Below are 20,039 nucleotides of genomic sequence, written 5' to 3' on the forward strand. Positions count from 1 at the left end.
GATTGGATTGTTATAAAATGCCGGAAACTCAAAAAGATTGGGACTCTGGCATTTTTTAGTTTGGATTATGGATGTGGAAATATTTCGTGAAATCATCATAGTCATCATAGACATGCTTCTGCTTTAGGGATATGATTAAGATACCATTGCTTCCCTTTCCTCAATCATGGCAGATTGTATGATTCATCTGCAAAAAGGAGTCTGGAATGATGAATGCCCTGACAAAGAAACTATTAGCCCTATTCCTTCCGGGGCTGGCCTGCATGAATTTATTATCATGCTGTTCTGTCCCGTCTGCCCCAGATTATTCGGACGAAGCAGCACAACCGGCTGACATGTATACCATAGATACCATAGATACCATGGATGAAGCCCGGGAAGCCAAAAACCAATACAATGCCTTTCTGGAACAGGAGGATATGTATGCACTCACTGCCACTGCAGCATATCCGCGGGGAGACAGCCGTGCAAAATATGCAATTGGTGACTGTACAGGAGATGATGTGCCGGAACTCCATTTGACCTTTGGGACAAACTATTACATTTATACATACCGGGATGAGGAGGTTGTACTTCTGCGGGATTTCTCCCGGTATCCCCTGGTAATTCCGGCTGAAAATGGGGCAATCATAGTATCGGAACGCTCTGAAACCGGAGATGATACCATCCAGTCCAGCTATCGGATACCACAACCGGATGACCCTTTTGCCGAAACATTGCGGGTGGAAGGAAGCAGGGACTATTATGGTTACCTGGTACTTGATGAATACGGCTATCCAATGGATTCCAAATCCCAGTCTTTTACCAGTACCTATCAGGGAAATCAAAGTGATGGGAAGTATCTCTATCATATGAATGAAAAGGAATGTACAAAGGCAGAATGGGAAAAAGAAGTGGGAATCTGCCTTGAAATCATGGAAGATGAGTCAAAACAGATGGCATGGGAGTATATTTTCCCCAAAGAAGAATGGGACTATTTAGATGCCATGGAAGAAGGAAATGGTGTCCAGGAGGATATGGACAGCGGGGAATGGGCGTTCTATCAACGGCTGCTATCCGGTGAATATCAATGGTTTGATGCGGCATCCCAGTCCAGGTTCCATTCCAGATATATGGCCAGTCTGGATGAAACTACCGGAAGAAGTAACTTAAAATATATTTTGATGGACTTTAATGGCGATGGCAGCCAGGATTTATTCATTCAGTATGATCCATTCCCTGCGAATTATACCACAGCTGACTTTTCCTATGAAAACGTAAGCAGATGCATCGGTTTTTTCAGCTATGCAGATGGAAAACCCTATGGATGGATCAGCGATGGAGCTACAGGCGTACGCTTCATACCACTGCGGAATGGACAGATGATTCATATGGAAGGTTATGCTGTTACAGAAGACCTTTATCTTGGCGCGTCCCATTCCAGATACTCCGGCTTGAGTGAAATTGAAAAAGCATATCACCTGGTATATGTAGATCTTTCTAACGAAGATTACTTTTATGACAGGGATTGGTACGAAAATTCATATGGTAAGGACAGGGTGTTCCATCAGGGTGAGACCCTTCATTTTGTGCAGGAGTATATGGATGACCACCCTGCTGGTGGACAAAAAGAACTTTCAGAAGAAGAGTGGGCGGCTGTTGAGGAAATGATTGGGGAACTTCTGATTCCAGACAGTGAATGGAAACCAGCTTCCGTATTTCCTCCCAACCGTTACCCGGCCGGTTTTTCTCAGGGATGAGGGGAGGGAGTGTCTGATTCCTTATCTTTGTATACCCAAATGCCTTGACTTCTGTTTACAACCATAATAAAATAAAGAATGGATGATTTTGGGCGTACTTCCAAGGTACGTCCTATTTTACACAATGGAAAACGGAGGACGAACATTTTGTCAAAGATAGATAGCCAGCTGGCAGAAGAGATAAAAAAGCGGAGGACATTTGCAATCATATCCCACCCCGATGCAGGTAAGACCACACTGACTGAGAAGTTCCTGCTGTACGGAGGCGCCATCAACCTGGCCGGTACGGTCAAGGGGCGCAAGGCAGCCAAGCATGCTGTTTCGGACTGGATGGAGATAGAGAAGGAGAGAGGTATCTCCGTCACCTCTTCAGCCATGCAGTTTAATTATGAGGGATTCTGCATCAATATACTGGATACGCCGGGGCATCAGGATTTCTCAGAGGACACATACCGTACCCTGATGGCGGCTGACTCAGCAGTCATGGTAATTGACGGTTCCAAGGGTGTGGAGGCCCAGACCATCAAGCTTTTTAAGGTCTGCGTCATGCGCCATATCCCTATCTTCACATTCATCAATAAGTTTGACCGTGAGGCCAGGGACCCATATGAACTGATGGACGAGATTGAAAATGTCCTGGGCATCCGCACCTGCCCCGTAAACTGGCCCATTGGCTGCGGAAAGAATTTTAAAGGCGTGTATGACCGCTTTACCAGGAAGATAACCACCTTTACGGCTGCCATGGGCGGCGCCAGGGAGGTTGCAAGCCAGGAGTATGGGCTGGACGACGGGAATCTGGAGGATGTAATCGGTTTTTCCTACCACCAGCAGCTGATGGATGATATCGAGCTGCTTGACGGGGCCAGCGACGAGATGGATATGGAACGTGTACAGCGGGGCAACCTGTCTCCTGTATTCTTTGGTTCTGCTTTGACAAACTTCGGTGTGGAGACATTCCTGGAGCATTTCCTTAAGATGACCACCCCGCCCCTGTCCAGAAGGACGCTGGATGGGGAAATCGACCCATTCCGTCCGGATTTCTCGGCCTTTGTGTTTAAAATCCAGGCCAATATGAACAAGGCCCACAGGGACAGGATTGCGTTCATGCGTATCTGCTCCGGCAAGTTTGAGGCGGGGATGGAGGTCAACCATGTCCAGGGCGGCAAGAAAATCCGTCTGACCCAGCCCCAGCAGCTCATGGCCCAGGACCGCAAGATTGTGGAGGAGGCATATGCAGGGGATATCATCGGTGTGTTTGACCCGGGCATCTTCTCCATCGGCGATACGCTGTGCAGTTCCAGTGAGAAGTTTGAATTTGAGGGCATCCCTACCTTTGCGCCGGAGCATTTTGCAAGGGTGCGCCAGGTGGATACCATGAAGCGCAAGCAGTTCATCAAGGGCGTGAACCAGATTGCACAGGAGGGCGCCATCCAGATATTCCAGGAATTCAATTCCGGCATGGAGGAGATCATTGTGGGCGTGGTGGGCGTGCTTCAGTTTGAAGTGCTGACCTACCGTCTCCAGAATGAATATAATGTGGAGGTCATACTGGAGAAGCTTCCGTTTGAGCATATCCGCTGGGTGGAGAATCCGGGCCAGGTGGATGTGGCAAGGATCCAGGGCACTTCTGATATGAAGCGTATCAAGGATTTAAAGGACAATCCCCTGCTCCTGTTCATCAACAGCTGGAGCGTGGGCATGGTCCTGGACCGCAATCCGGGCCTTGAACTCAGCGAATTTGGCAGGGCGTAATATAAGCATGCCCTATTAGCGGCATGTGGACCATCATGAAGTATTCCGGTCCATCGTACCGGGGAAAGCAGGAGGTATCTGACATGAGTAAGATTGACATTGTAAGGGCCGCCATGGTAGAAGCCATGAAGGCCAAGGACAAGGCAAGGAAGGATTCCCTTTCCATGCTGCTGTCAGCACTGAAGAATGCTGAGATAGATAAAAGGGAGCCTCTCACGGAGGCGGAAGAAAATGCAATCGTGAAAAAGGAAATCAAACAGACCCAGGAAACCTATGACCTGGCTCCGGCTGACCGTGAGGACATCCGGGGGGAGGCAGCTGCCCGTCTGGCCGTTTACAGGGAATTTGCACCGGCTGACATGAGCGTGGAGCAGATCACCCAGGTCATCCGGTCCGTACTTGACGAACTGGGCCTGACCGAACCCACGGCCAAGGATAAGGGCGCCATCATGAAGGTGCTGATGCCCAAGGTAAAGGGCAAGGCGGACGGCAAGGTGGTCAATGAGACGCTGGCCTCCATGCTTAAGTAGGAAGGCAGATATTGTTATGACCTGTAAAATATAATAACGCGGAGCCGTCTTCGCGGATGAAGGAGATTTGACATGGATTACAGAAAAGAAATTGAAGGATTTATGGATGCCCACAGGGATGAGATGATTGAGGATATCTGTACGCTCTGCAGGATTAACAGCGAGAAGAAACCCTATGTGGAGGGAAAGCCCTATGGGGAGGGAACATTTGAGGCCCTGAATGCAGCACTTACCATGGCTGAGGGATATGGATTCTCCATCAACAATTATGACAATTATGTGGGGACAGCCGACTTAAATGACAAGGAAAGGCAGTTGGACATCCTGGCCCACCTGGATGTGGTCCCGGCAGGAGAGGGATGGGTTGAGACGGCTCCCTTTGAACCGGTGGTAAAGGACGGCAGGCTTTACGGACGCGGCACCGCGGATGACAAGGGTCCGGCGGTGGCAGCGCTTTATGCCATGAGGGCTGTTAAGGAACTGGGAATCCCGCTGTCTAAGAATGTACGCCTGATCCTGGGCACGGATGAGGAGTGCGGAAGCTCTGACATTGAATACTATTACGGCAGGGAGAAGGAAGCGCCCATGACATTTTCACCGGACGCTGAGTTCCCTGTAATCAACATTGAGAAAGGCCGTCTGGAGGGACATTTTAACGCATCCTTCCAGGCCTCTGAGGCAGTGCCCAGGCTTGTGAAGGTGGAAGCCGGAATCAAGGCCAATGTGGTCCCAGGCAAGGCAAAGGCAGTGGTGGAGGGCGTTGACCTTGCAACACTGGAAGGGACTGCCAGGGAAGTGGAAGCAGGGACAGGGGTATCCTTTGGCTTTGAAGGCAATTTCCCTGTAATACAGATTACGGCCCAAGGTGACGGCGCGCATGCATCCACGCCTCAGGAGGGCAGGAATGCGCTGACCGCACTGCTCTTATACCTGACCCGGCTGCCTCTTGCGCAGTGCCCGCAGATGGACGCCGTAGGCGCCCTTGTGGAACTGTTCCCTCATGGCGATACCTGCGGAAAGGCTGCCGGCATTGCCATGGAGGATGAGCTGTCCGGTGCCCTGACCCTGGCATTCAGCATGCTGACCGTATCCTCAGACAGCCTGGAAGGCGTATTCGACAGCCGCTGCCCAATCTGCTCCAATGAGGATAATGTGCTGAAAGCGGTTAAGAAGAACATGGCTGCCAAGGGCCTGACACTGGAAAATGAAACCATGGTCCCGCCTCATCATGTGGACGGCAACTCCCATTTTGTCAGGACACTTCTGGCCGTATATGAGGAGTACACCGGACTTAAGGGAAGCTGTGAATCCACAGGCGGCGGCACATATGTACATCATCTGGCGAACGGCGTGGCATTTGGCGCGGCGCTTCCGGGAACCGATAACCATATGCATGGCGCGGATGAGTTTGCGGTTGTGGATGAGCTGCTGGTGAGCGCAAAGATATTTGCACAGGTCATCGTGGAACTGTGCAGCTAGTGTGCTATCAGGAAAATAGACAAGGAGGTTTGCCTGAATGTCATCGTGTCAGTACACTAGTTTTAAATACTAAAATATATGCATGATCATGACCCCCTTGCTGACTGGATGACTGGACCTGATGACCGGATTGATATGGATTCATGGAAAGGAGAAAGCAGCATGGGCGGTTTAATCGGATTATCGGGACAGCCCTTTAAAGGTATGGAAAACAGCCTTTTGCGGCTGTCCCGTCTGCGTGGTGCGAAGGAAGGAAATCTGCAGGGGCAGGATGCACTGGGGAAGAAAGCACAGGGGCAGGATGTACTGGGACAGAAAGCACAGGGGCAGGATGTACCGGGACAGAAAGCGCAGGGGCAGGATGTACCGGGAAAGAAAGTACAGGGGCAGGATATGCCGGGGCAGAAAGTACAGGGGCAGGATGCACTGGGACAGAAAGTGCCGGGGCAGAAAGTAAACGGTGAGATGTCTGAGACAGAAGGCAATGCCCGGACGGACCGGTTCCAGTGGTCCGGGAATAGGGGACTGCCTGAGGATATGCTGTCCGGGAACCTGATGGGAAGCAGTGGGAAGACATTGGATGAATCCGCTGTGAAGGCTGGTGTGATCCAGGTTTCTACACAATCATCGTTCCAGGTATCCAAACAGTACGGCAAGATGGCATCTGCCCGTTCCACCGCCCAGGTACAGCAGGTCATGGGGGATATACAGCAAAGCATCATACGTCTTAAGACAGCAGCGGTATATGGTGATGATGAGCAGAGGGTTAAAGCCGCCAGGGCTGTCCGTTCCCTTCAGAAGCTGTTGGGCAGAGGCGGCAGGAAGCTAAGGCGGTTAAACCGGGAAAAGCTGAAGCAGTGTGCGCAGAAAAAGGCGCAGAAGCAGAGGGAAGAGCGGAAAAGCCGCAGACTGAAGCTGGAATTAAAACGCATGCGTTCAGCTGGAAAAGGAAGTGATTATACCCTGGTGCAGGAGGGGATGGCGGATGAGGCATATATCCGTGGTTACCGCAGATACAGGATGGCAAGGGATGCATACAGCCAGCCGGTTCCGGGGACAGGGTACATGACTGCCCCGGTATTGCCCGGCGGCATGGGCAATGGCACTGACAGTGGTATGGGCAGCAGCGTGGGCAGCGGCGTGGCAGCTGAAAGCGGCGGGGAAATCATTCAGGGAGAGGTTGTGGTTTCCAGCGATTCCTCCTTATAGGGAAATGGGGGCCGCTGTGTCATGGGGCAGGCAGGAAGAAGATGGAGGATGTAAAGACGGGTATGAAAATGATGAAATTATTGCCGGTACTATTAGCTGCAGCTATTGTCATGACAGCGGCGGCTGGCTGCGGTTCCAGGGATGACAGCCAGGCAGTAAAGGAAACTGAGGCAGGGGCTGCGGTCACGTCTTCCCCGGCAGCCAATCCGGCCGGTGGGGCAGGGGATGGATCCGGTGAGGAAGATGGGGCTGGGAATGCAGATGCAGCCAATGGGGCAGATAAAGCCGGAGCAACAGATAAAACTGAAACGGAAGATAAGACCAAGGATACGGATCCATCCGGCCAAACAGGAGAAGGCGGCGCGGAGGAGGCCTACAGCAGGATACCGGATCCTCCCGCCTCAGACGGAAGTAAGATACTTTTCGTGGGCAACAGCCATACCTACACCAATGACCTTCCCGGCATGTTCTATTCAATGGCAGAGGCAGGAGGACACAAGGTAGATGTATACGACCTGACGGAAGGCTACTACACGCTTAAGATGTACTCTGATCCTGAGGATGAACTGGGAAGCGTGCTGACGGAAGCGCTTAAGGGTGAAAGCTGGGATTTTGTTGTATTACAGGAGAATACCAATGCCTCCATTGCCCTCAATGCAAAGAAGGATATGTATCCATACGCCCGCCAACTGGATGGGATGATACAAAAGGCAGGCGGACAGACCGTATTCCTGATGACCTGGGCGCCAAAGGACGGGGCCGGCGTCCTCAGCCATGAGATGGTACAGACCCAGCTGTCACTGGGATACAGGACCATTGCTGAGGAGCTGGATGCCCTGTTGATTCCCGGTGGGGAAGTATTTGAGGCAGCAAGGAAGCAGGTGGAAGGCCTGGAACTGTGGGGTGAGGACGGACAGCACCCATCGGAGGAAGGCACATATCTGGCCGCATGCTCGGCTTACGCGCTGCTGTTCCAGGAGTCGCCAGTGGGCAATTCATTTGTGTCGGACCTGGACCAGGCAGTGGCAGGGGAACTGCAGGAAATTGCAGATGCTTACATACTGGGTACAAAAAAGTCTTGACAAATGAGTATGAGTGATGTATCTTCTTAACTAAGACAAATCCTAGTTGATTAATAGAGAATAAGTACAGGAGGATCTTATGAATCAGTTCAAAGCCATGCAGATGAATATGGATATGATGAACGGCATGTACATGATGATGTGCTGTGTATCCGCATGGGCAAAAAACTGAATGTAAGTTTCATCTGTATGGATTGTGATTAATTGAGATTGAGTTGCATTGAGGAAAATGCTTCGAGGCCGCAAGTCCGTGCAGGACGTGCGGCTTTTTTGGAGTGCAGGCGGTCCACAAGGTCAGGATCCAGATGAACGAAAGAAAGGAAATGAAATCATGGAAGAGAACAGAGAAAATCCCATTATCCGGCTGGAAGGGCTGGGTAAGCAGTTCCAGACATCCGGCGGTCCGGTCACGGCGCTGGAGGATATCAACCTGGAGATACGCTACGGGGAGGTATTTGGAATCATCGGACTGTCCGGGGCCGGCAAAAGCACCCTTGTACGCTGCATCAACTATCTGGAGGTGCCCACATCGGGCAAGGTAATATTCGAGGGAGAGAACCTGTCAGCCATGAAGGACAGGGAGAAGCGCCTGGCAAGACGCTCCATGGGAATGATATTCCAGCAGTTCAACCTTCTGGCCCAGAGGAATGTGCTTCAGAATGTGTGCTTCCCGCTGGAGATATCCGGGGTATCCAAATCAGAAGCAAAAAAACGGGCGGAAGAGTTACTGAGGCTGGTGGGGCTTGAGGACAGGATGAAGGCATATCCGGCCCAGCTCTCAGGCGGCCAGAAGCAGAGGGTGGCGATTGCACGTGCCATGGCCACCAACCCCAAGGTGCTTCTGTGTGACGAGGCGACCAGCGCCCTGGACCCCAACACCACCAAATCCATCCTGGAACTTCTTAAGAAGATTAACCGGGAAATGGGAATCACGGTGATTGTCATAACCCATGAGATGGCTGTAATCGAAGCAATCTGCGACAGGGTGGCAATCATTGACCACAGCCATATTGCGGAAGTGGGAAAGGTGTCTGAGATATTCTCAGGACCCAAATCAGATATCGGCCGCCAGCTGATCCTGGGGGATGTGGGAGCCCAGGGAACCAGCTTCGGACAGTCCCGGCAGATCCGCATTATCTTTGACGGAAGGGAATCCTCGGAACCCGTCATCGCCAACATGGTCCTGGCGTGTAAGGTCCCGGTCAACATCATGCATGCGGACACCAGGGATATCGAAGGAAAAGCCATGGGCCAGATGATCATCCAGCTGCCGGAGGACGAGACGGATGCCGGAAGGATCTGCAACTATTTAAAAACAGCCCACGTGGCATTTGAGGAGGTGCGTTAAGATGCAGTTTGATTCAACAACCATTAACATGCTCATAAAGGGAATTGGGGAAACATTCTATATGGTGCTGCTGTCCTCTGCCCTGTCCTATATCATAGGCATTCCGCTGGGAATTGCACTGGTCGTCACGGACAAGGACGGAATCAGCCCGGTTCCTGTTTTCAACAAGGTTCTTGGAGTGGTGATCAACCTTCTGCGTTCCGTGCCTTTCATCATCCTGTTAATCATGGTAATCCCCATCACCAGGCTGATTGTAGGTAAGATATATGGCTCCAACGCAACCGTTGTCCCGCTGGTGATTTCAGCATCCCCTTATATTGCGCGCATGGTGGAGTCTTCCCTGAAGGAAGTGGATGCAGGCGTCATCGAGGCGGCCAAATCCATGGGGGCCTCCACCTGGCAGATCATCGTGAAAGTCCTGCTGCCGGAGGCAAAGCCGTCCCTGTTGGTGGGGGCAGCCATTTCCGTGACAACAATCTTAGGATATTCTGCCATGGCGGGATTTACCGGCGGCGGCGGACTGGGAGATATCGCTATCCGCTATGGTTACCACCGGTACCAAACGGATATGATGCTGGTGACCGTAGTGCTTTTGGTCATCATCGTACAGCTGATTCAGGAGATATTCATGCGCATGTCCAGGAGAAGCGACAAGAGGATCCGATAGGTTTTAAAGGAAGTCAATCCGGCGGAACAACTGTGTACCGCCGTTGCCGGAATGATCCGGCAACGAAGGGAACACCTGCCGGCTGATGATAAAATGCCCGTAAAGGGTAAATAAGGGGGCAGCCCCGAAATGAGGAGGAAATCATTATGAAGAAGAGAGTATTAGGCGCAGCCGTACTGGCAGCAGCACTGGCAGCAGGGGCACTTACCGCCTGCTCAGGAACTGCAAAGGAAACCACGGCAGCTGAGACAGCGGCAGGGACATCAGCAGAAACAACAGCAGCCGGAGCAGACGCGCAAACCACTGAGGCAGGTTCTGAAGCAGCAGATACCACAGCTGCCGCGGATCTTCAGAAAATCATTGTAGGCGCAAGCCCTGCACCCCATGCTGAGATCCTGAATGCAGCCAAGGAAGTGCTGGCATCCAAGGGTTATGAGCTGGAAATCGTTGAATACACGGACTATGTACAGCCGAACAACGCACTGGACACAGGCGACCTGGATGCAAACTATTTCCAGCATAAGCCATACCTGGATTCCTTCAATGCACAGAACGGAACCAAGTTAGTCAGCGCAGGAGCCATCCACTATGAGCCGTTCGGCATCTATGGCGGAAAGGTGTCTTCCCTGGATGAACTGCAGGACAAGGCAGCCGTGCTGGTACCTAATGATGTGAGCAATGAGGCAAGGGCGCTTTTACTTCTGGAAGCCCAGGGCTTAATCAAGCTGAAAGAGGGCGTGGGCCTGGAAGCAACCAGGAATGACATTGTGGAGAACCCGAAGAATCTGGAAATCGTGGAGATGGAGGCGGCGCAGCTTCCCCGTTCCCTTCCGGATGCGGATATTGCTGTCATCAACGGCAACTACGCAATTGAAGCAGGGCTTAAGGTAAGCGATGCACTGGCAACCGAAGACTCCCAGTCCCTGGCAGCAACCACTTATGGAAACATTGTGGCTGTAAAAGAAGGCGAGGAAAACAGCGATGCCATCAAGGCGCTGGTAGAGGCGCTGACCAGCCCGGAGGTAAAGCAGTTCATGGAGGAGAGATACGAAGGGGCAGTTGTTCCTCTGTTCTAAACCAACCTTATAATATGTGGTGTGTAAGCCGTAATCCGCCGGGACAGGTTCCCGGCGGATTGTATTTTTTTGTAAGTTATGATATACTCTTCACGTATGATTGGACCGGATTGTACCGGCATAAGAAAGGGGACTATACATGGATTACGGACATGGTAATACCAGCCAGTCAGGGGAAGGCAGTGCCCCTGATTCAAATAGGACAGACAGAAACCAGGCACCCAATGAACCGGTGGTCGTGGCGGAACAGCCGGCATGTCCGGTGGATCCCGACACGGATGACAGCGGCAATGGATGGAGCCAGCCAGGTCCCCGTGGATATGAGGAAAGCGCTTGGAGCCAGCCGGGAGAGGTACCGCCCCGGCAGGAAATCTGGAGCCGCCCGGAGGACAGGCAGAATTGCCCGGAGGACAGCCGGAACCGTTCAGAGGCCAGCCAGAACAGCCCGGAGGCCAGCTGGAACCGTTCAGAGGCCAGCCAGAACAGCCCGGAGGACAGCCGGAACCGGAACAGTTCCAGCGGGCAGTCTGATGGCCCTTGCCAGTCAGGCGCACTGGATCAGGGAAGGAACCAGGACAAAGGACAGCCGGAACATAAGCCGGAGTACAAGACAGCGCCTCCTTCCTATTCAGGACAGGCCGGGAACCAGTATTACGGGCAGGGAAGTGCAGGCCGGTCACAGAACCGCTCCCAAAGCCAGTATCAGGGGCAGGATGAATATCAGACCCAGTATCAAACTCAGTATCAGACCCAGACCAGCGGCCGGAACCAATATCAGAAACCGTCTGAAGAAAAGAATGGGATGGCAATCACTTCCCTTGTCATGGGAATCCTGTCCCTTGTCACATGCTGCTGCGGCTGGATTGCACTTGTGCTGGGGATTCTGGGCATCATATTCGCCATCTTATCAAGGGGTGAAGACAGTATGTGCAGCCAGGCCAAGGCGGGATTGATTCTTTCCATAATAGGCGTTTCAATTGCAATCCTTGTAATCCTTGTATATATTGGGCTGCAGATGTTATCCATCATTCCGGATACGTTTTAAACCGTTGTCCAGGTCCGTGTCCTGAAAATCATCCTGAACCGGATCCGGGATTCTAATACCCGTAACGGCTGCATATATAAGTAGTAAGAAGCTGCCGGAGGGATAGTTACGCGAATTTATGATCTCAAACAGAAAGAAGTTATTAATGTGAAGACCTGCAAACGTCTGGGGTTTGTGGGGGATGTGGATTTCGATATGGAGACTGGCTGCATGCTGGCCCTTATCGTACCCGGTCCCGGATGTATCTGCGGTTTCCTGGGCAGGGAAAAAGAGTATATAATTCCCTTCTGTGATATCTGTCAGGTTGGAAATGATATTATACTGGTGGATATAAAAGAAAAAGATGTGTCGGAAAATATAAAATGCTGAATCCCGCCGCCAGGCACAGAACCATCTGATGTCTGGCGGTATTTGCATGAAAGGGAGGAGTGGCCGGCAGGATTCATCCTGCCGGCCGGTTTGTGAGAAAAAGTTGTATGAAAAGCATTAGCTTTTTTACATTTTCAAGGATACATAAAAAATGTGATGATTCTATGTGGAAAATGTGAAAAAAATGTGAAGCTGCATTAGAGCATGTCTATATGCTGGGATTCCCACACACGCCTATGAGGGCAGGCACCCCTGGCGCCGCCATCACTGCGTAGATAAAGGGGCGGTTCAGTATCATTTCCCCTGACGCTTCCCCTGGAAGGGAACCGTCCAGCGGGGGGATGACAAGGCAGGAGGCGGCATTGATGCCATTTTCATCCATCCGGATGCCGGATGCCTGGCTAATGCCTGACAGGCAGGCGGGGCTGTCAGCAAGGCCGGAAAAATCAGCCTGGCCCGGCGTAAATACCTGACTTACCCCAAGATCTTCCAGGATTGGACGCAGTTCCAGACAGGTGCCGTACTGGAATTTGGGGATGTTTAAGGTTATCCGCCCATAAGGTTCATTGATAATATGCCCGAACATCTCCGCCATCCGTTCCTCAGATGACAGCAGGGCCTGAGGGGTAAAGCCCTCATCAGGCAGTACGAGGATCAGGGTACTGTTTTCTTTCAGGGAAATGACGGCCCTCATGAATCCCTGACCATGGTAGTAGCTGCAGTTCCTGCTGTCCGTCATATATTCACATGTGACTGCCTGGCCGTCCGCAGGATGGAATTGGCCGGATACATTCTTTGAACTGTCAAAATGAAATACCCACTGGCTGCTGTAGGACATGGTATCCAACATGTGCATGGTTTCATCCTGCGACAGTACAAGCCCGGGGGAAATGCCCTGGTTTCCATGATCCATCAGCCAACGGTTCATGACTGCGGCTGAATTGGCATGGGTCAAATCCATGCGGAAGACATCAGAATGGTATTGCTGTTCAATCATCCTTCTGAGATTGGAATCCAGGGGACTTCCATCGTTCAGCCACATGGAACTGACTGGTTTAATCATGCTGGCTTCGTTGTCACGGTACATGAGCCTGTACAGGCTGCCGCATTCAGCCGCCATCTGGCTGGCATCTTGACCGGGGGATGTGAGCAGTCCGTATAACTGGTTCCTGGTACTGCCGCCCGCGGCCTGGGCCGCCAGGGCCAGGGAGTAGTAGAGGCTGACTGGCGAGTAACACTGGTTTACCTGGCTGTCCTTTAACACGGCGGAGGCTGTCTTGTATGAAAAGCTTGTGATTCCAGCCAGGAATCCATCGCTCAGCGTGCTATTTTGCTGGATGGCCCGCTGGCTTCCGGCATCGCCATAGGCAGCGGCAGCCGGACGGGCGGCAAATGCCTCCTGGCGGTAAGGGATGCCAGCCTCCTGCTGTACCGGAGGACGGCCGGAACCGGCAGCGCCAGGTCCGGCTTCTGCTGATACGGGAATGGCGGGGATGAGCATAAAAGAGACGGCCAGAAGCCCGGCCGTCATTTGGGTAATTGTATTCCTTATCATATTGCAATCCCTCCTGACATGATGGTAACAGGGTTCTTATAATATCATTGTATCAGATTCAGGAGGAGGGCGTATTTCATTTTCCTTAATTAAATCATACAAAAACCGCATTGCATATGGCACGGCTGCAGGAACAGGCAAATGACCAGAAAAGCGGCGGGCCGGATTACAGGTTCCTGTGGATGGTTTCCAGAATCCCGCGCAGTTCCCCCACATCAATCTGTCCGGGTGCCGAGGCCCCGCCCGCAGAGCCGAAGGTCAGGCAGGAACCAAAGACCTCGCCGCTTAAACGGCTGATGAGCCCGGTGCCTTTCATGGACATGGAAATGACCTGGCAGGAAAGTGTGCGGGAAGCTTTTTCCGTGGCTGACAAAAGGGTCAGTACATCGCTGGCCGAACCCGGCATCACGGCAATCTTGGCAATATCAGCGCCCAGGAAGTCCATCCGCTCCAGACGTTTTAACAGCTCCTTTTCATCGGGCGTTGCGGTAAAGTCGTGGTTGGAGAGGATGACGCCCACGTTGTTTTCGTGGGCCAGCCTAATCAGGTCCCGGACCGCATGGTCATCGGAAAACAGCTCTATGTCCACCAGGTCGGCTGAGCCGGAACAGATGGCGCGTTCAAGGAGGGTCCGGTAATCGGCCGCGGATGCAGGCAGGTTCCCGCCCTCCCCATGGGTCCGGAAGGTAAAGAGCAGGGGAATCCTGCCAAGGGTCCGGGCCAGGACGGGCATCACCCTGTCAACGGCGCCGGGGTCCAGTATGCCGACATACCAGTCAGCCCTCCACTCAGCCACATCCACAGGAAGGGTGGTAAAACGTCCGGCTTCCCGTATAAGGGAATCAAAGCCGGTTTCCACCAGAGGCGCGCATATCTTGGGAATCCCTTCCCCCAGTATTACATCTTTTATCTTCACATTATTCATATGGAACCAGCCTTTCTTTGTTCTGCTATGGGTCTTATTATAAAACGGGGAGGGAGATTCGTCCATACAGTTATGAAAATAAATACAAAGTCCTTGCGATTCATAGATGATTCGGTTAAAATAAATGCAGCACGAAAGCCGTGAATAGAGGAAAGGAAGTATTGAAAAGATGAAATGCCCTTATTGCAACGAATCAGATACAAAGGTTATCGATTCCAGGCCTGCCGATGACAACAGCTCCATCCGCAGGCGCCGCCAGTGTGAGAGCTGCGGCAAGCGTTTTACCACATATGAGAAGCTGGAGACCATGCCCTTAATGGTGATTAAGAAGGACGAATCCAGGGAGACGTATGACCGCTCCAAGATTGAAGCCGGAATCATCCATTCCTGCCATAAGCGTCCCGTGTCCACCCAGCAGATCAACACGGTGATTGACGAGATTGAAAACCAGATATTCAACATGGAGGAAAAGGAAGTCCCCACCTCTGTCATCGGTGAGCTGGTCATGGAGAAGCTTAAGATGCTGGATGAGGTGGCATATGTGCGTTTTGCTTCCGTATACAGGGAATTCAAGGATGTGAACACATTTATAGATGAGATTGGAAAACTGCTTAAAAAGTAGACAAGGAAGGATTAACGCGGATTATGCTGGAAATGTTTTATCCACAGCGGTATGAGGTTTCTGCCTATGTGATTCCATATGCCCATTACCATGCCCAGGGAATCAGGGGCGTCATATTTGATATTGATAATACGCTGGTTCCCCATGACGCGCCGGCTGATGACCAGGCCAGGGAACTGTTCAGGCATCTTCATGAGATGGGGATGGATACCTGCCTGCTGTCCAATAATAAGGAACCAAGGGTCAGGGCCTTTGCGGAGGATGTGGGTTCTGCCTATATCCATAAGGCCGGGAAGCCGGGGACAGCCGGTTATGGGAAGGCCATGGAGCGCATGGGCACGGACCGGGAGAGCACGCTTTTTGTGGGGGACCAGCTGTTTACGGATGTATATGGGGCCAACCGGGCTGGTATCCTGAGTATTTTAGTTAAACCCATCAATCCAAAAGAGGAAATACAGATTGTCCTGAAACGGTACCTGGAAAAGCCGGTACTGTATTTCTACAAAAAGCACCGCCGCAGGAAGCCATGAGGCAGGCGCCGGACCGTGACAGATCATGTTATTATCATAGAATGAACAGCAGGGAGCGAGACGGAAAATGGACGGAAAGACAAGAGTATGCGGACTGATAGCAAACCCGGTGGAGCATTCCATGTCACCACTGATGCAGAATTTTTATGCGGAGCGCACAGGCGTGAACCTGGCATATGTGCCGTTTAAGGTGGAGGATGAGGGGGTAGGCGATGCGGTCAGGGGTGCATTTGCCCTGAATATCCTGGGACTGAACGTGACGGTACCCCACAAACAGCGGGTGATGGAATACCTGGCGGATATTGATGAGGATGCCCGGGCAATCGGCGCTGTCAATACCCTGGTGCGGGTACAGGACGGATATAAGGGTTATAATACGGACGGTGCAGGTTTAAAACGCGCCCTGGATACGGCTGGTATCGGGATCTGCAATGAAAACTGCATCCTGATTGGGGCGGGAGGCGCTGCCAAGGCCGCCGCTTATGTGCTGGCCAGGGGAGGCGCCAAGTCCATCTTCATACTGAACCGGAGCCAGGAAAAGGCCGGTGAGCTGGCGGATTACATCAACGGGCTGATGGGCCGCGCCATAGCGTCCGCCCTGCCGCTTGACGGATATGGCGCCCTGCCCCGGATAAGGTCCGGTTATCTGGCGGTACAGTCTACCAGTGTGGGCATGTATCCCCATGGGGACCAGGTGGTGATAGAGGACCCGCGTTTTTATGAGCTGGTCCACACCGGTGTGGATATTGTGTACACACCTGCCAGGACCAGGTTCATGGAACTGGTGGAGGAAGCTGGAGGCAAGGCGGTTAATGGCCTGGATATGCTGCTGTACCAGGGAATCATTGCTTATGAACTGTGGAATCCCCAGGTGCGGGTGGATGAGGAAACCATATGCATGGCAAGACGGTTGATCGAGGAACAGCTGGCCGGGGCCAGGTCCAAGCACAACCTGATCCTCATCGGGTTCATGGGTGCGGGAAAAACCAGTGTGGGACTGGCCTATGCCAGGCAGTACGGAATGCCCATCATTGACACGGACCAGAGGATTGAGGAGGCTGCGGGCATGGCCATTGCGGATATATTCGCCACCCAGGGCGAGGATGCGTTCCGAAAGCTTGAGACAGGGGTCTTAAACCAGCTTCTGGCCCACACGGACCATGCCATCATATCCGTTGGGGGCGGACTTCCCCTGCGGGAGGAAAACCGGGCCCTTTTAAAACAGCTGGGCTGCGTGGTCTATCTGGATGTATCGCCGGAGACCGTGATGGAGCGGATTGGAAGGGATGTGTCCGACCGCCCCATGCTTCAGTCGGAGGATGTGGAGGGAAGGATCCGCGAACTGCTTTCCTATCGGCGCCCGGTCTACGTGGATGCCTCCCATGTGATTGTGGATGTAAACGGCCGGAAGGTGGAGGAAATTGTGGGGGAAATCCATAAAAGGGCAGGGATTTAGAAGAAATTTGGAGAAATTTACACTGCCAATAAAAAAAACCTTGAAAATGCTGTCTACATAGTATAGAATATAAAAGATTAAAGACTTATTGGGCGCTGTGTCTGGCGCCGTGAACGAACTCAAGGAGGAATATCTTTATGATATCAGCAGGTGATTTTAGAAATGGTGTTACACTGGAAATTGATGGACAGGTTGTTCAGATATTGGAATTCCAGCATGTTAAGCCAGGCAAGGGCGCTGCCTTCGTGCGTACCAAACTTAAGAATGTAATCAACGGAGGCGTTGTGGAGCGCACCTTCCGTCCAACAGAAAAATTCCCGGCAGCAAGGATTGACAGGGTTGACATGCAGTACCTTTATGCTGACGGCGAGCTGTATAACTTCATGAACCAGGAAACATACGACCAGGTAGCGCTGAACAAGGATATCATCGGTGATGCCCTGAAGTTCGTTAAGGAGAATGAGGTATGTAAGGTTGTTTCTTACAACGGCAGCGTATTTTCCGTGGAGCCTCCCCTGTTTGTAGAACTGGAGATTACCGAGACAGAGCCTGGATTCAAGGGTGATACGGCACAGGGCGCCAACAAGCCTGCCACCGTGGAAACCGGTGCGACCGTGTATGTGCCTTTATTCGTGGAGATTGGCGACAAGATTAAGATTGATACCAGGACCGGCGAGTATCTCTCACGTGTATAATGGTCTGTAGAGAAAGAGCTTAAAGATTGCTCCGGCGTCAGCCGGGGCACTTTTAGCTTTCCCGGAAGGAAATGTTAGAGCAAAGGAGAACGTGAATCGTGAAGAAAATTCTGGACTTAATGGAGCAGGAACTAAGACAGGCCTTTGAAGCCTGCGGGTATGAAGCGAAGTTCGCCAAGGTCGTACTGTCCAACCGCCCGGACCTGTGTGAATACCAGTGTAACGGCGCCATGGCAGCGGCCAAGGCCTATAAGAAGAAGCCCATTGACATTGCCACCGCAGTGGTGGAGAAGCTGACTGGCGCAGGCGCGGATGCGGCTGGTGCACAGACAGGCGGCGCGGATGCGGCCGGTATGCAGTCAGGCAGCGCCCATCCCGTATTCAGCGAAGCAGTGGCTGTGATGCCGGGCTTCATCAACCTGAAGGTGTCTGGGCAGTTCCTTGCTGATTATATGGTGCGCATGGCTGCGGCGGATAAGCTGGGGCTGGAAGCCCCGGAAAAGCCTGAGACCGTGATGGTGGACTACGGCGGCGCCAATGTGGCAAAACCCCTTCATGTGGGCCATTTAAGGGCGGCCATCATCGGCGAGAGCATTAAGCGCATGGGCCGTTTCCTGGGACACAGGACAATCGGGGACGTGCATCTGGGGGACTGGGGCCTTCAGATGGGCCTTATCATTGAGGAGCTGAGGGACAGGAAGCCGGGGCTGGTGTATTTTGATGAATCCTTTACAGGGGAATTCCCGGCAGAGGCGCCATTTACCATCAGTGAACTGGAAGAGATATACCCGGCTGCCAGCGCCAAGTCAAAGACGGATGAGGCGTTTAAGGAAAGGGCCCACCAGGCAACCCTGAAGCTTCAGAAAGGGTATGCCCCGTTCCGGGCCATCTGGCAGCATATCATGTCCGTGTCAGTGGAGGACCTTAAGAAGAATTATTCCAACCTGAATGTGGAATTTGACCTGTGGAAGGGCGAAAGCGATGCCGAGCCTTATATTGCGGACATGATCCAGATGCTGGTGGATAAAGGCCTGGCTTATGAGAGCCAGGGCGCCCTTGTGGTGGACGTGGCAGAAGAGACGGACAGCAAGGAAATCCCTCCCTGCCTCATAAGGAAATCCGACGGCGCTTCCCTGTATGCCACCTCCGACCTTGCCACCATTGTTGAGCGTGAGCAGGATTTCCATCCGGACCGCTATATCTATGTGGTGGATAAACGCCAGGGCATGCATTTTGAACAGGTATTCCGGGTTGCCAAGAAGGCCGGGATTGTAAAACAGGACACCCCTATGATATTTCTGGGCTTCGGCACCATGAACGGCAAGGACGGAAAGCCTTTTAAGACCCGTGAGGGCGGCGTCATGCGCCTGGAGACCCTGATTGCAGAGATTAACGAAGCAGTGTATGCAAGGATAATGGAGGATGAAGAGCGCACTGTGTCCGAGGAAGAAGCCAGGAGGACGGCGGGCATCGTGGGCCTGGCAGCCCTTAAGTACGGGGACCTGTCCAATCAGGCTGTCAAGGATTACGTGTTCGACATTGAGCGTTTTACCGCATTTTCAGGAAATACAGGACCTTACATCCTGTACACCATTGTGCGTATCAAATCCATCCTTAACAAGTACAGGGAAAATGGCGGCATTGTCAGTGAAGATGCGCTGGAGAAGAATATCCTGCCGGCGGCCAATGACTCGGAGAAGGCGCTGATGCTTCTGATTTCCAGGTACAACGAGGTGCTGGAATCCGGTTTCGCTGAGACAGCGCCCCATAAGATATGCCAGTACATCTATGAGCTGTCCAATGCATTTAACAGCTTTTATCATGAAACCAAGATTCTGACAGAGCCGGATGAGGCCAGGAAGGACAGCTTCATCGGTCTTATAACCCTTGCCAAGCGGGTACTGGAAACCTGCATCGGCCTGCTGGGAATCGAGGCACCGGACCGCATGTAGAGGAACGC

The 20,039-nt window shown here is 52.4% G+C and carries 18 protein-coding genes; 16 read left to right on the plus strand and 2 right to left on the minus strand.

The features are described from left to right. Positions 1 to 263 precede the first annotated feature (263 nt). The 11 genes from MCJ35_RS07135 (at position 264) to MCJ35_RS07185 (ending at position 12,296) form a co-directional block, all read left to right on the plus strand. Entirely contained in the window at positions 264 to 1,739 is a 1,476-nt protein-coding gene (locus MCJ35_RS07135) for a hypothetical protein (protein ID WP_155858374.1), read from the plus strand. Between the two features lie 147 nt (positions 1,740 to 1,886). Continuing rightward, positions 1,887 to 3,491: a peptide chain release factor 3 gene (locus MCJ35_RS07140; RefSeq protein WP_025482251.1), complete on the plus strand. Its 1,605-nt coding sequence runs from the start codon at positions 1,887 to 1,889 to the stop codon at positions 3,489 to 3,491. Between the two features lie 83 nt (positions 3,492 to 3,574). Then, a complete protein-coding gene (locus tag MCJ35_RS07145; RefSeq protein ID WP_240299423.1) occupies positions 3,575 to 4,021 on the plus strand; it encodes a GatB/YqeY domain-containing protein in 447 nt (148 codons plus the stop codon). Between the two features lie 72 nt (positions 4,022 to 4,093). Further along, positions 4,094 to 5,500: a dipeptidase PepV gene (gene pepV, locus MCJ35_RS07150; protein WP_025482249.1), complete on the plus strand. Its 1,407-nt coding sequence runs from the start codon at positions 4,094 to 4,096 to the stop codon at positions 5,498 to 5,500. A 162-nt stretch (positions 5,501 to 5,662) separates the two neighbouring features. Further along, entirely contained in the window at positions 5,663 to 6,709 is a 1,047-nt protein-coding gene (locus MCJ35_RS07155) for a hypothetical protein (RefSeq protein WP_025482248.1), read from the plus strand. 62 nt (positions 6,710 to 6,771) lie between these two features. Continuing rightward, entirely contained in the window at positions 6,772 to 7,791 is a 1,020-nt protein-coding gene (locus MCJ35_RS07160; RefSeq protein WP_051400526.1) for a DUF4886 domain-containing protein, read from the plus strand. 331 nt (positions 7,792 to 8,122) lie between these two features. After that, the gene (locus tag MCJ35_RS07165) at positions 8,123 to 9,139 is read left to right on the plus strand and encodes a methionine ABC transporter ATP-binding protein (protein WP_040382320.1); all 1,017 of its coding nucleotides are present in this window, start codon (positions 8,123 to 8,125) and stop codon (positions 9,137 to 9,139) included. A 1-nt stretch (position 9,140) separates the two neighbouring features. Beyond that, positions 9,141 to 9,806 (plus strand): methionine ABC transporter permease, encoded by a 666-nt coding sequence (locus tag MCJ35_RS07170; RefSeq protein ID WP_025482246.1) that lies wholly within the window; start codon positions 9,141 to 9,143, stop codon positions 9,804 to 9,806. 146 nt (positions 9,807 to 9,952) lie between these two features. Continuing rightward, positions 9,953 to 10,882 (plus strand): MetQ/NlpA family ABC transporter substrate-binding protein, encoded by a 930-nt coding sequence (locus MCJ35_RS07175; protein WP_025482245.1) that lies wholly within the window; start codon positions 9,953 to 9,955, stop codon positions 10,880 to 10,882. A gap of 139 nt (positions 10,883 to 11,021) precedes the next feature. Next, a complete protein-coding gene (locus MCJ35_RS07180) occupies positions 11,022 to 11,927 on the plus strand; it encodes a hypothetical protein (protein WP_025482244.1) in 906 nt (301 codons plus the stop codon). Between the two features lie 102 nt (positions 11,928 to 12,029). Then, the gene (locus MCJ35_RS07185) at positions 12,030 to 12,296 is read left to right on the plus strand and encodes a YlmC/YmxH family sporulation protein (RefSeq protein ID WP_120058343.1); all 267 of its coding nucleotides are present in this window, start codon (positions 12,030 to 12,032) and stop codon (positions 12,294 to 12,296) included. 208 nt (positions 12,297 to 12,504) lie between these two features. Here the strand turns inward: MCJ35_RS07185 and MCJ35_RS07190 are convergent, their stop codons facing one another. After that, positions 12,505 to 13,851 (minus strand): serpin family protein, encoded by a 1,347-nt coding sequence (locus MCJ35_RS07190; protein ID WP_240299424.1) that lies wholly within the window; start codon positions 13,849 to 13,851, stop codon positions 12,505 to 12,507. Positions 13,852 to 14,017: 166 nt separating this feature from the next. Beyond that, on the minus strand, positions 14,018 to 14,776 hold the full coding sequence (gene aroD, locus MCJ35_RS07195; RefSeq protein ID WP_025482242.1) for a type I 3-dehydroquinate dehydratase: 759 nt from the start codon (positions 14,774 to 14,776) through the stop codon (positions 14,018 to 14,020). A gap of 169 nt (positions 14,777 to 14,945) precedes the next feature. Between aroD and nrdR the strand changes: the two genes are divergently transcribed. The 5 genes from nrdR to argS all read left to right on the plus strand — a co-directional run bounded on the left by nrdR (position 14,946) and on the right by argS (position 20,031). Continuing rightward, positions 14,946 to 15,398: a transcriptional regulator NrdR gene (nrdR, locus tag MCJ35_RS07200; RefSeq protein WP_008724885.1), complete on the plus strand. Its 453-nt coding sequence runs from the start codon at positions 14,946 to 14,948 to the stop codon at positions 15,396 to 15,398. A gap of 23 nt (positions 15,399 to 15,421) precedes the next feature. After that, positions 15,422 to 15,928 (plus strand): YqeG family HAD IIIA-type phosphatase, encoded by a 507-nt coding sequence (locus MCJ35_RS07205; RefSeq protein WP_008724887.1) that lies wholly within the window; start codon positions 15,422 to 15,424, stop codon positions 15,926 to 15,928. A 67-nt stretch (positions 15,929 to 15,995) separates the two neighbouring features. Next, positions 15,996 to 17,384, plus strand: coding sequence for a shikimate dehydrogenase (gene aroE / locus MCJ35_RS07210; protein ID WP_025482241.1), 1,389 nt, complete (start codon positions 15,996 to 15,998; stop codon positions 17,382 to 17,384). A 137-nt stretch (positions 17,385 to 17,521) separates the two neighbouring features. Then, the gene (efp, locus tag MCJ35_RS07215; RefSeq protein ID WP_008724890.1) at positions 17,522 to 18,079 is read left to right on the plus strand and encodes an elongation factor P; all 558 of its coding nucleotides are present in this window, start codon (positions 17,522 to 17,524) and stop codon (positions 18,077 to 18,079) included. Positions 18,080 to 18,177: 98 nt separating this feature from the next. Continuing rightward, entirely contained in the window at positions 18,178 to 20,031 is a 1,854-nt protein-coding gene (gene argS / locus MCJ35_RS07220; RefSeq protein WP_025482240.1) for an arginine--tRNA ligase, read from the plus strand. Positions 20,032 to 20,039: the final 8 nt, after the last annotated feature.

This window comes from Enterocloster sp. OA13 (assembly GCF_022440595.1).
GTDB classification, from domain to species: domain Bacteria; phylum Bacillota; class Clostridia; order Lachnospirales; family Lachnospiraceae; genus Enterocloster; species Enterocloster hominis.

What these genes read in the sequence shown, in the direction of transcription:
- MCJ35_RS07180 (WP_025482244.1), top strand. Translation starts at nt 11,022, where the DNA reads ATGGATTACGGACATGGTAATACCAGCCAGTCAGGGGAAGGCAGTGCC.
- efp (WP_008724890.1), top strand. Translation starts at nt 17,522, where the DNA reads ATGATATCAGCAGGTGATTTTAGAAATGGTGTTACACTGGAAATTGAT.
- MCJ35_RS07145 (WP_240299423.1), top strand. Translation starts at nt 3,575, where the DNA reads ATGAGTAAGATTGACATTGTAAGGGCCGCCATGGTAGAAGCCATGAAG.
- aroD (WP_025482242.1), bottom strand. Translation starts at nt 14,776, where the DNA reads ATGAATAATGTGAAGATAAAAGATGTAATACTGGGGGAAGGGATTCCC.
- aroE (WP_025482241.1), top strand. Translation starts at nt 15,996, where the DNA reads ATGGACGGAAAGACAAGAGTATGCGGACTGATAGCAAACCCGGTGGAG.
- pepV (WP_025482249.1), top strand. Translation starts at nt 4,094, where the DNA reads ATGGATTACAGAAAAGAAATTGAAGGATTTATGGATGCCCACAGGGAT.
- MCJ35_RS07170 (WP_025482246.1), top strand. Translation starts at nt 9,141, where the DNA reads ATGCAGTTTGATTCAACAACCATTAACATGCTCATAAAGGGAATTGGG.
- MCJ35_RS07155 (WP_025482248.1), top strand. Translation starts at nt 5,663, where the DNA reads ATGGGCGGTTTAATCGGATTATCGGGACAGCCCTTTAAAGGTATGGAA.
- nrdR (WP_008724885.1), top strand. Translation starts at nt 14,946, where the DNA reads ATGAAATGCCCTTATTGCAACGAATCAGATACAAAGGTTATCGATTCC.
- MCJ35_RS07175 (WP_025482245.1), top strand. Translation starts at nt 9,953, where the DNA reads ATGAAGAAGAGAGTATTAGGCGCAGCCGTACTGGCAGCAGCACTGGCA.
- MCJ35_RS07135 (WP_155858374.1), top strand. Translation starts at nt 264, where the DNA reads ATGAATTTATTATCATGCTGTTCTGTCCCGTCTGCCCCAGATTATTCG.
- MCJ35_RS07190 (WP_240299424.1), bottom strand. Translation starts at nt 13,851, where the DNA reads ATGATAAGGAATACAATTACCCAAATGACGGCCGGGCTTCTGGCCGTC.
- MCJ35_RS07205 (WP_008724887.1), top strand. Translation starts at nt 15,422, where the DNA reads ATGCTGGAAATGTTTTATCCACAGCGGTATGAGGTTTCTGCCTATGTG.
- MCJ35_RS07160 (WP_051400526.1), top strand. Translation starts at nt 6,772, where the DNA reads ATGAAAATGATGAAATTATTGCCGGTACTATTAGCTGCAGCTATTGTC.
- MCJ35_RS07165 (WP_040382320.1), top strand. Translation starts at nt 8,123, where the DNA reads ATGGAAGAGAACAGAGAAAATCCCATTATCCGGCTGGAAGGGCTGGGT.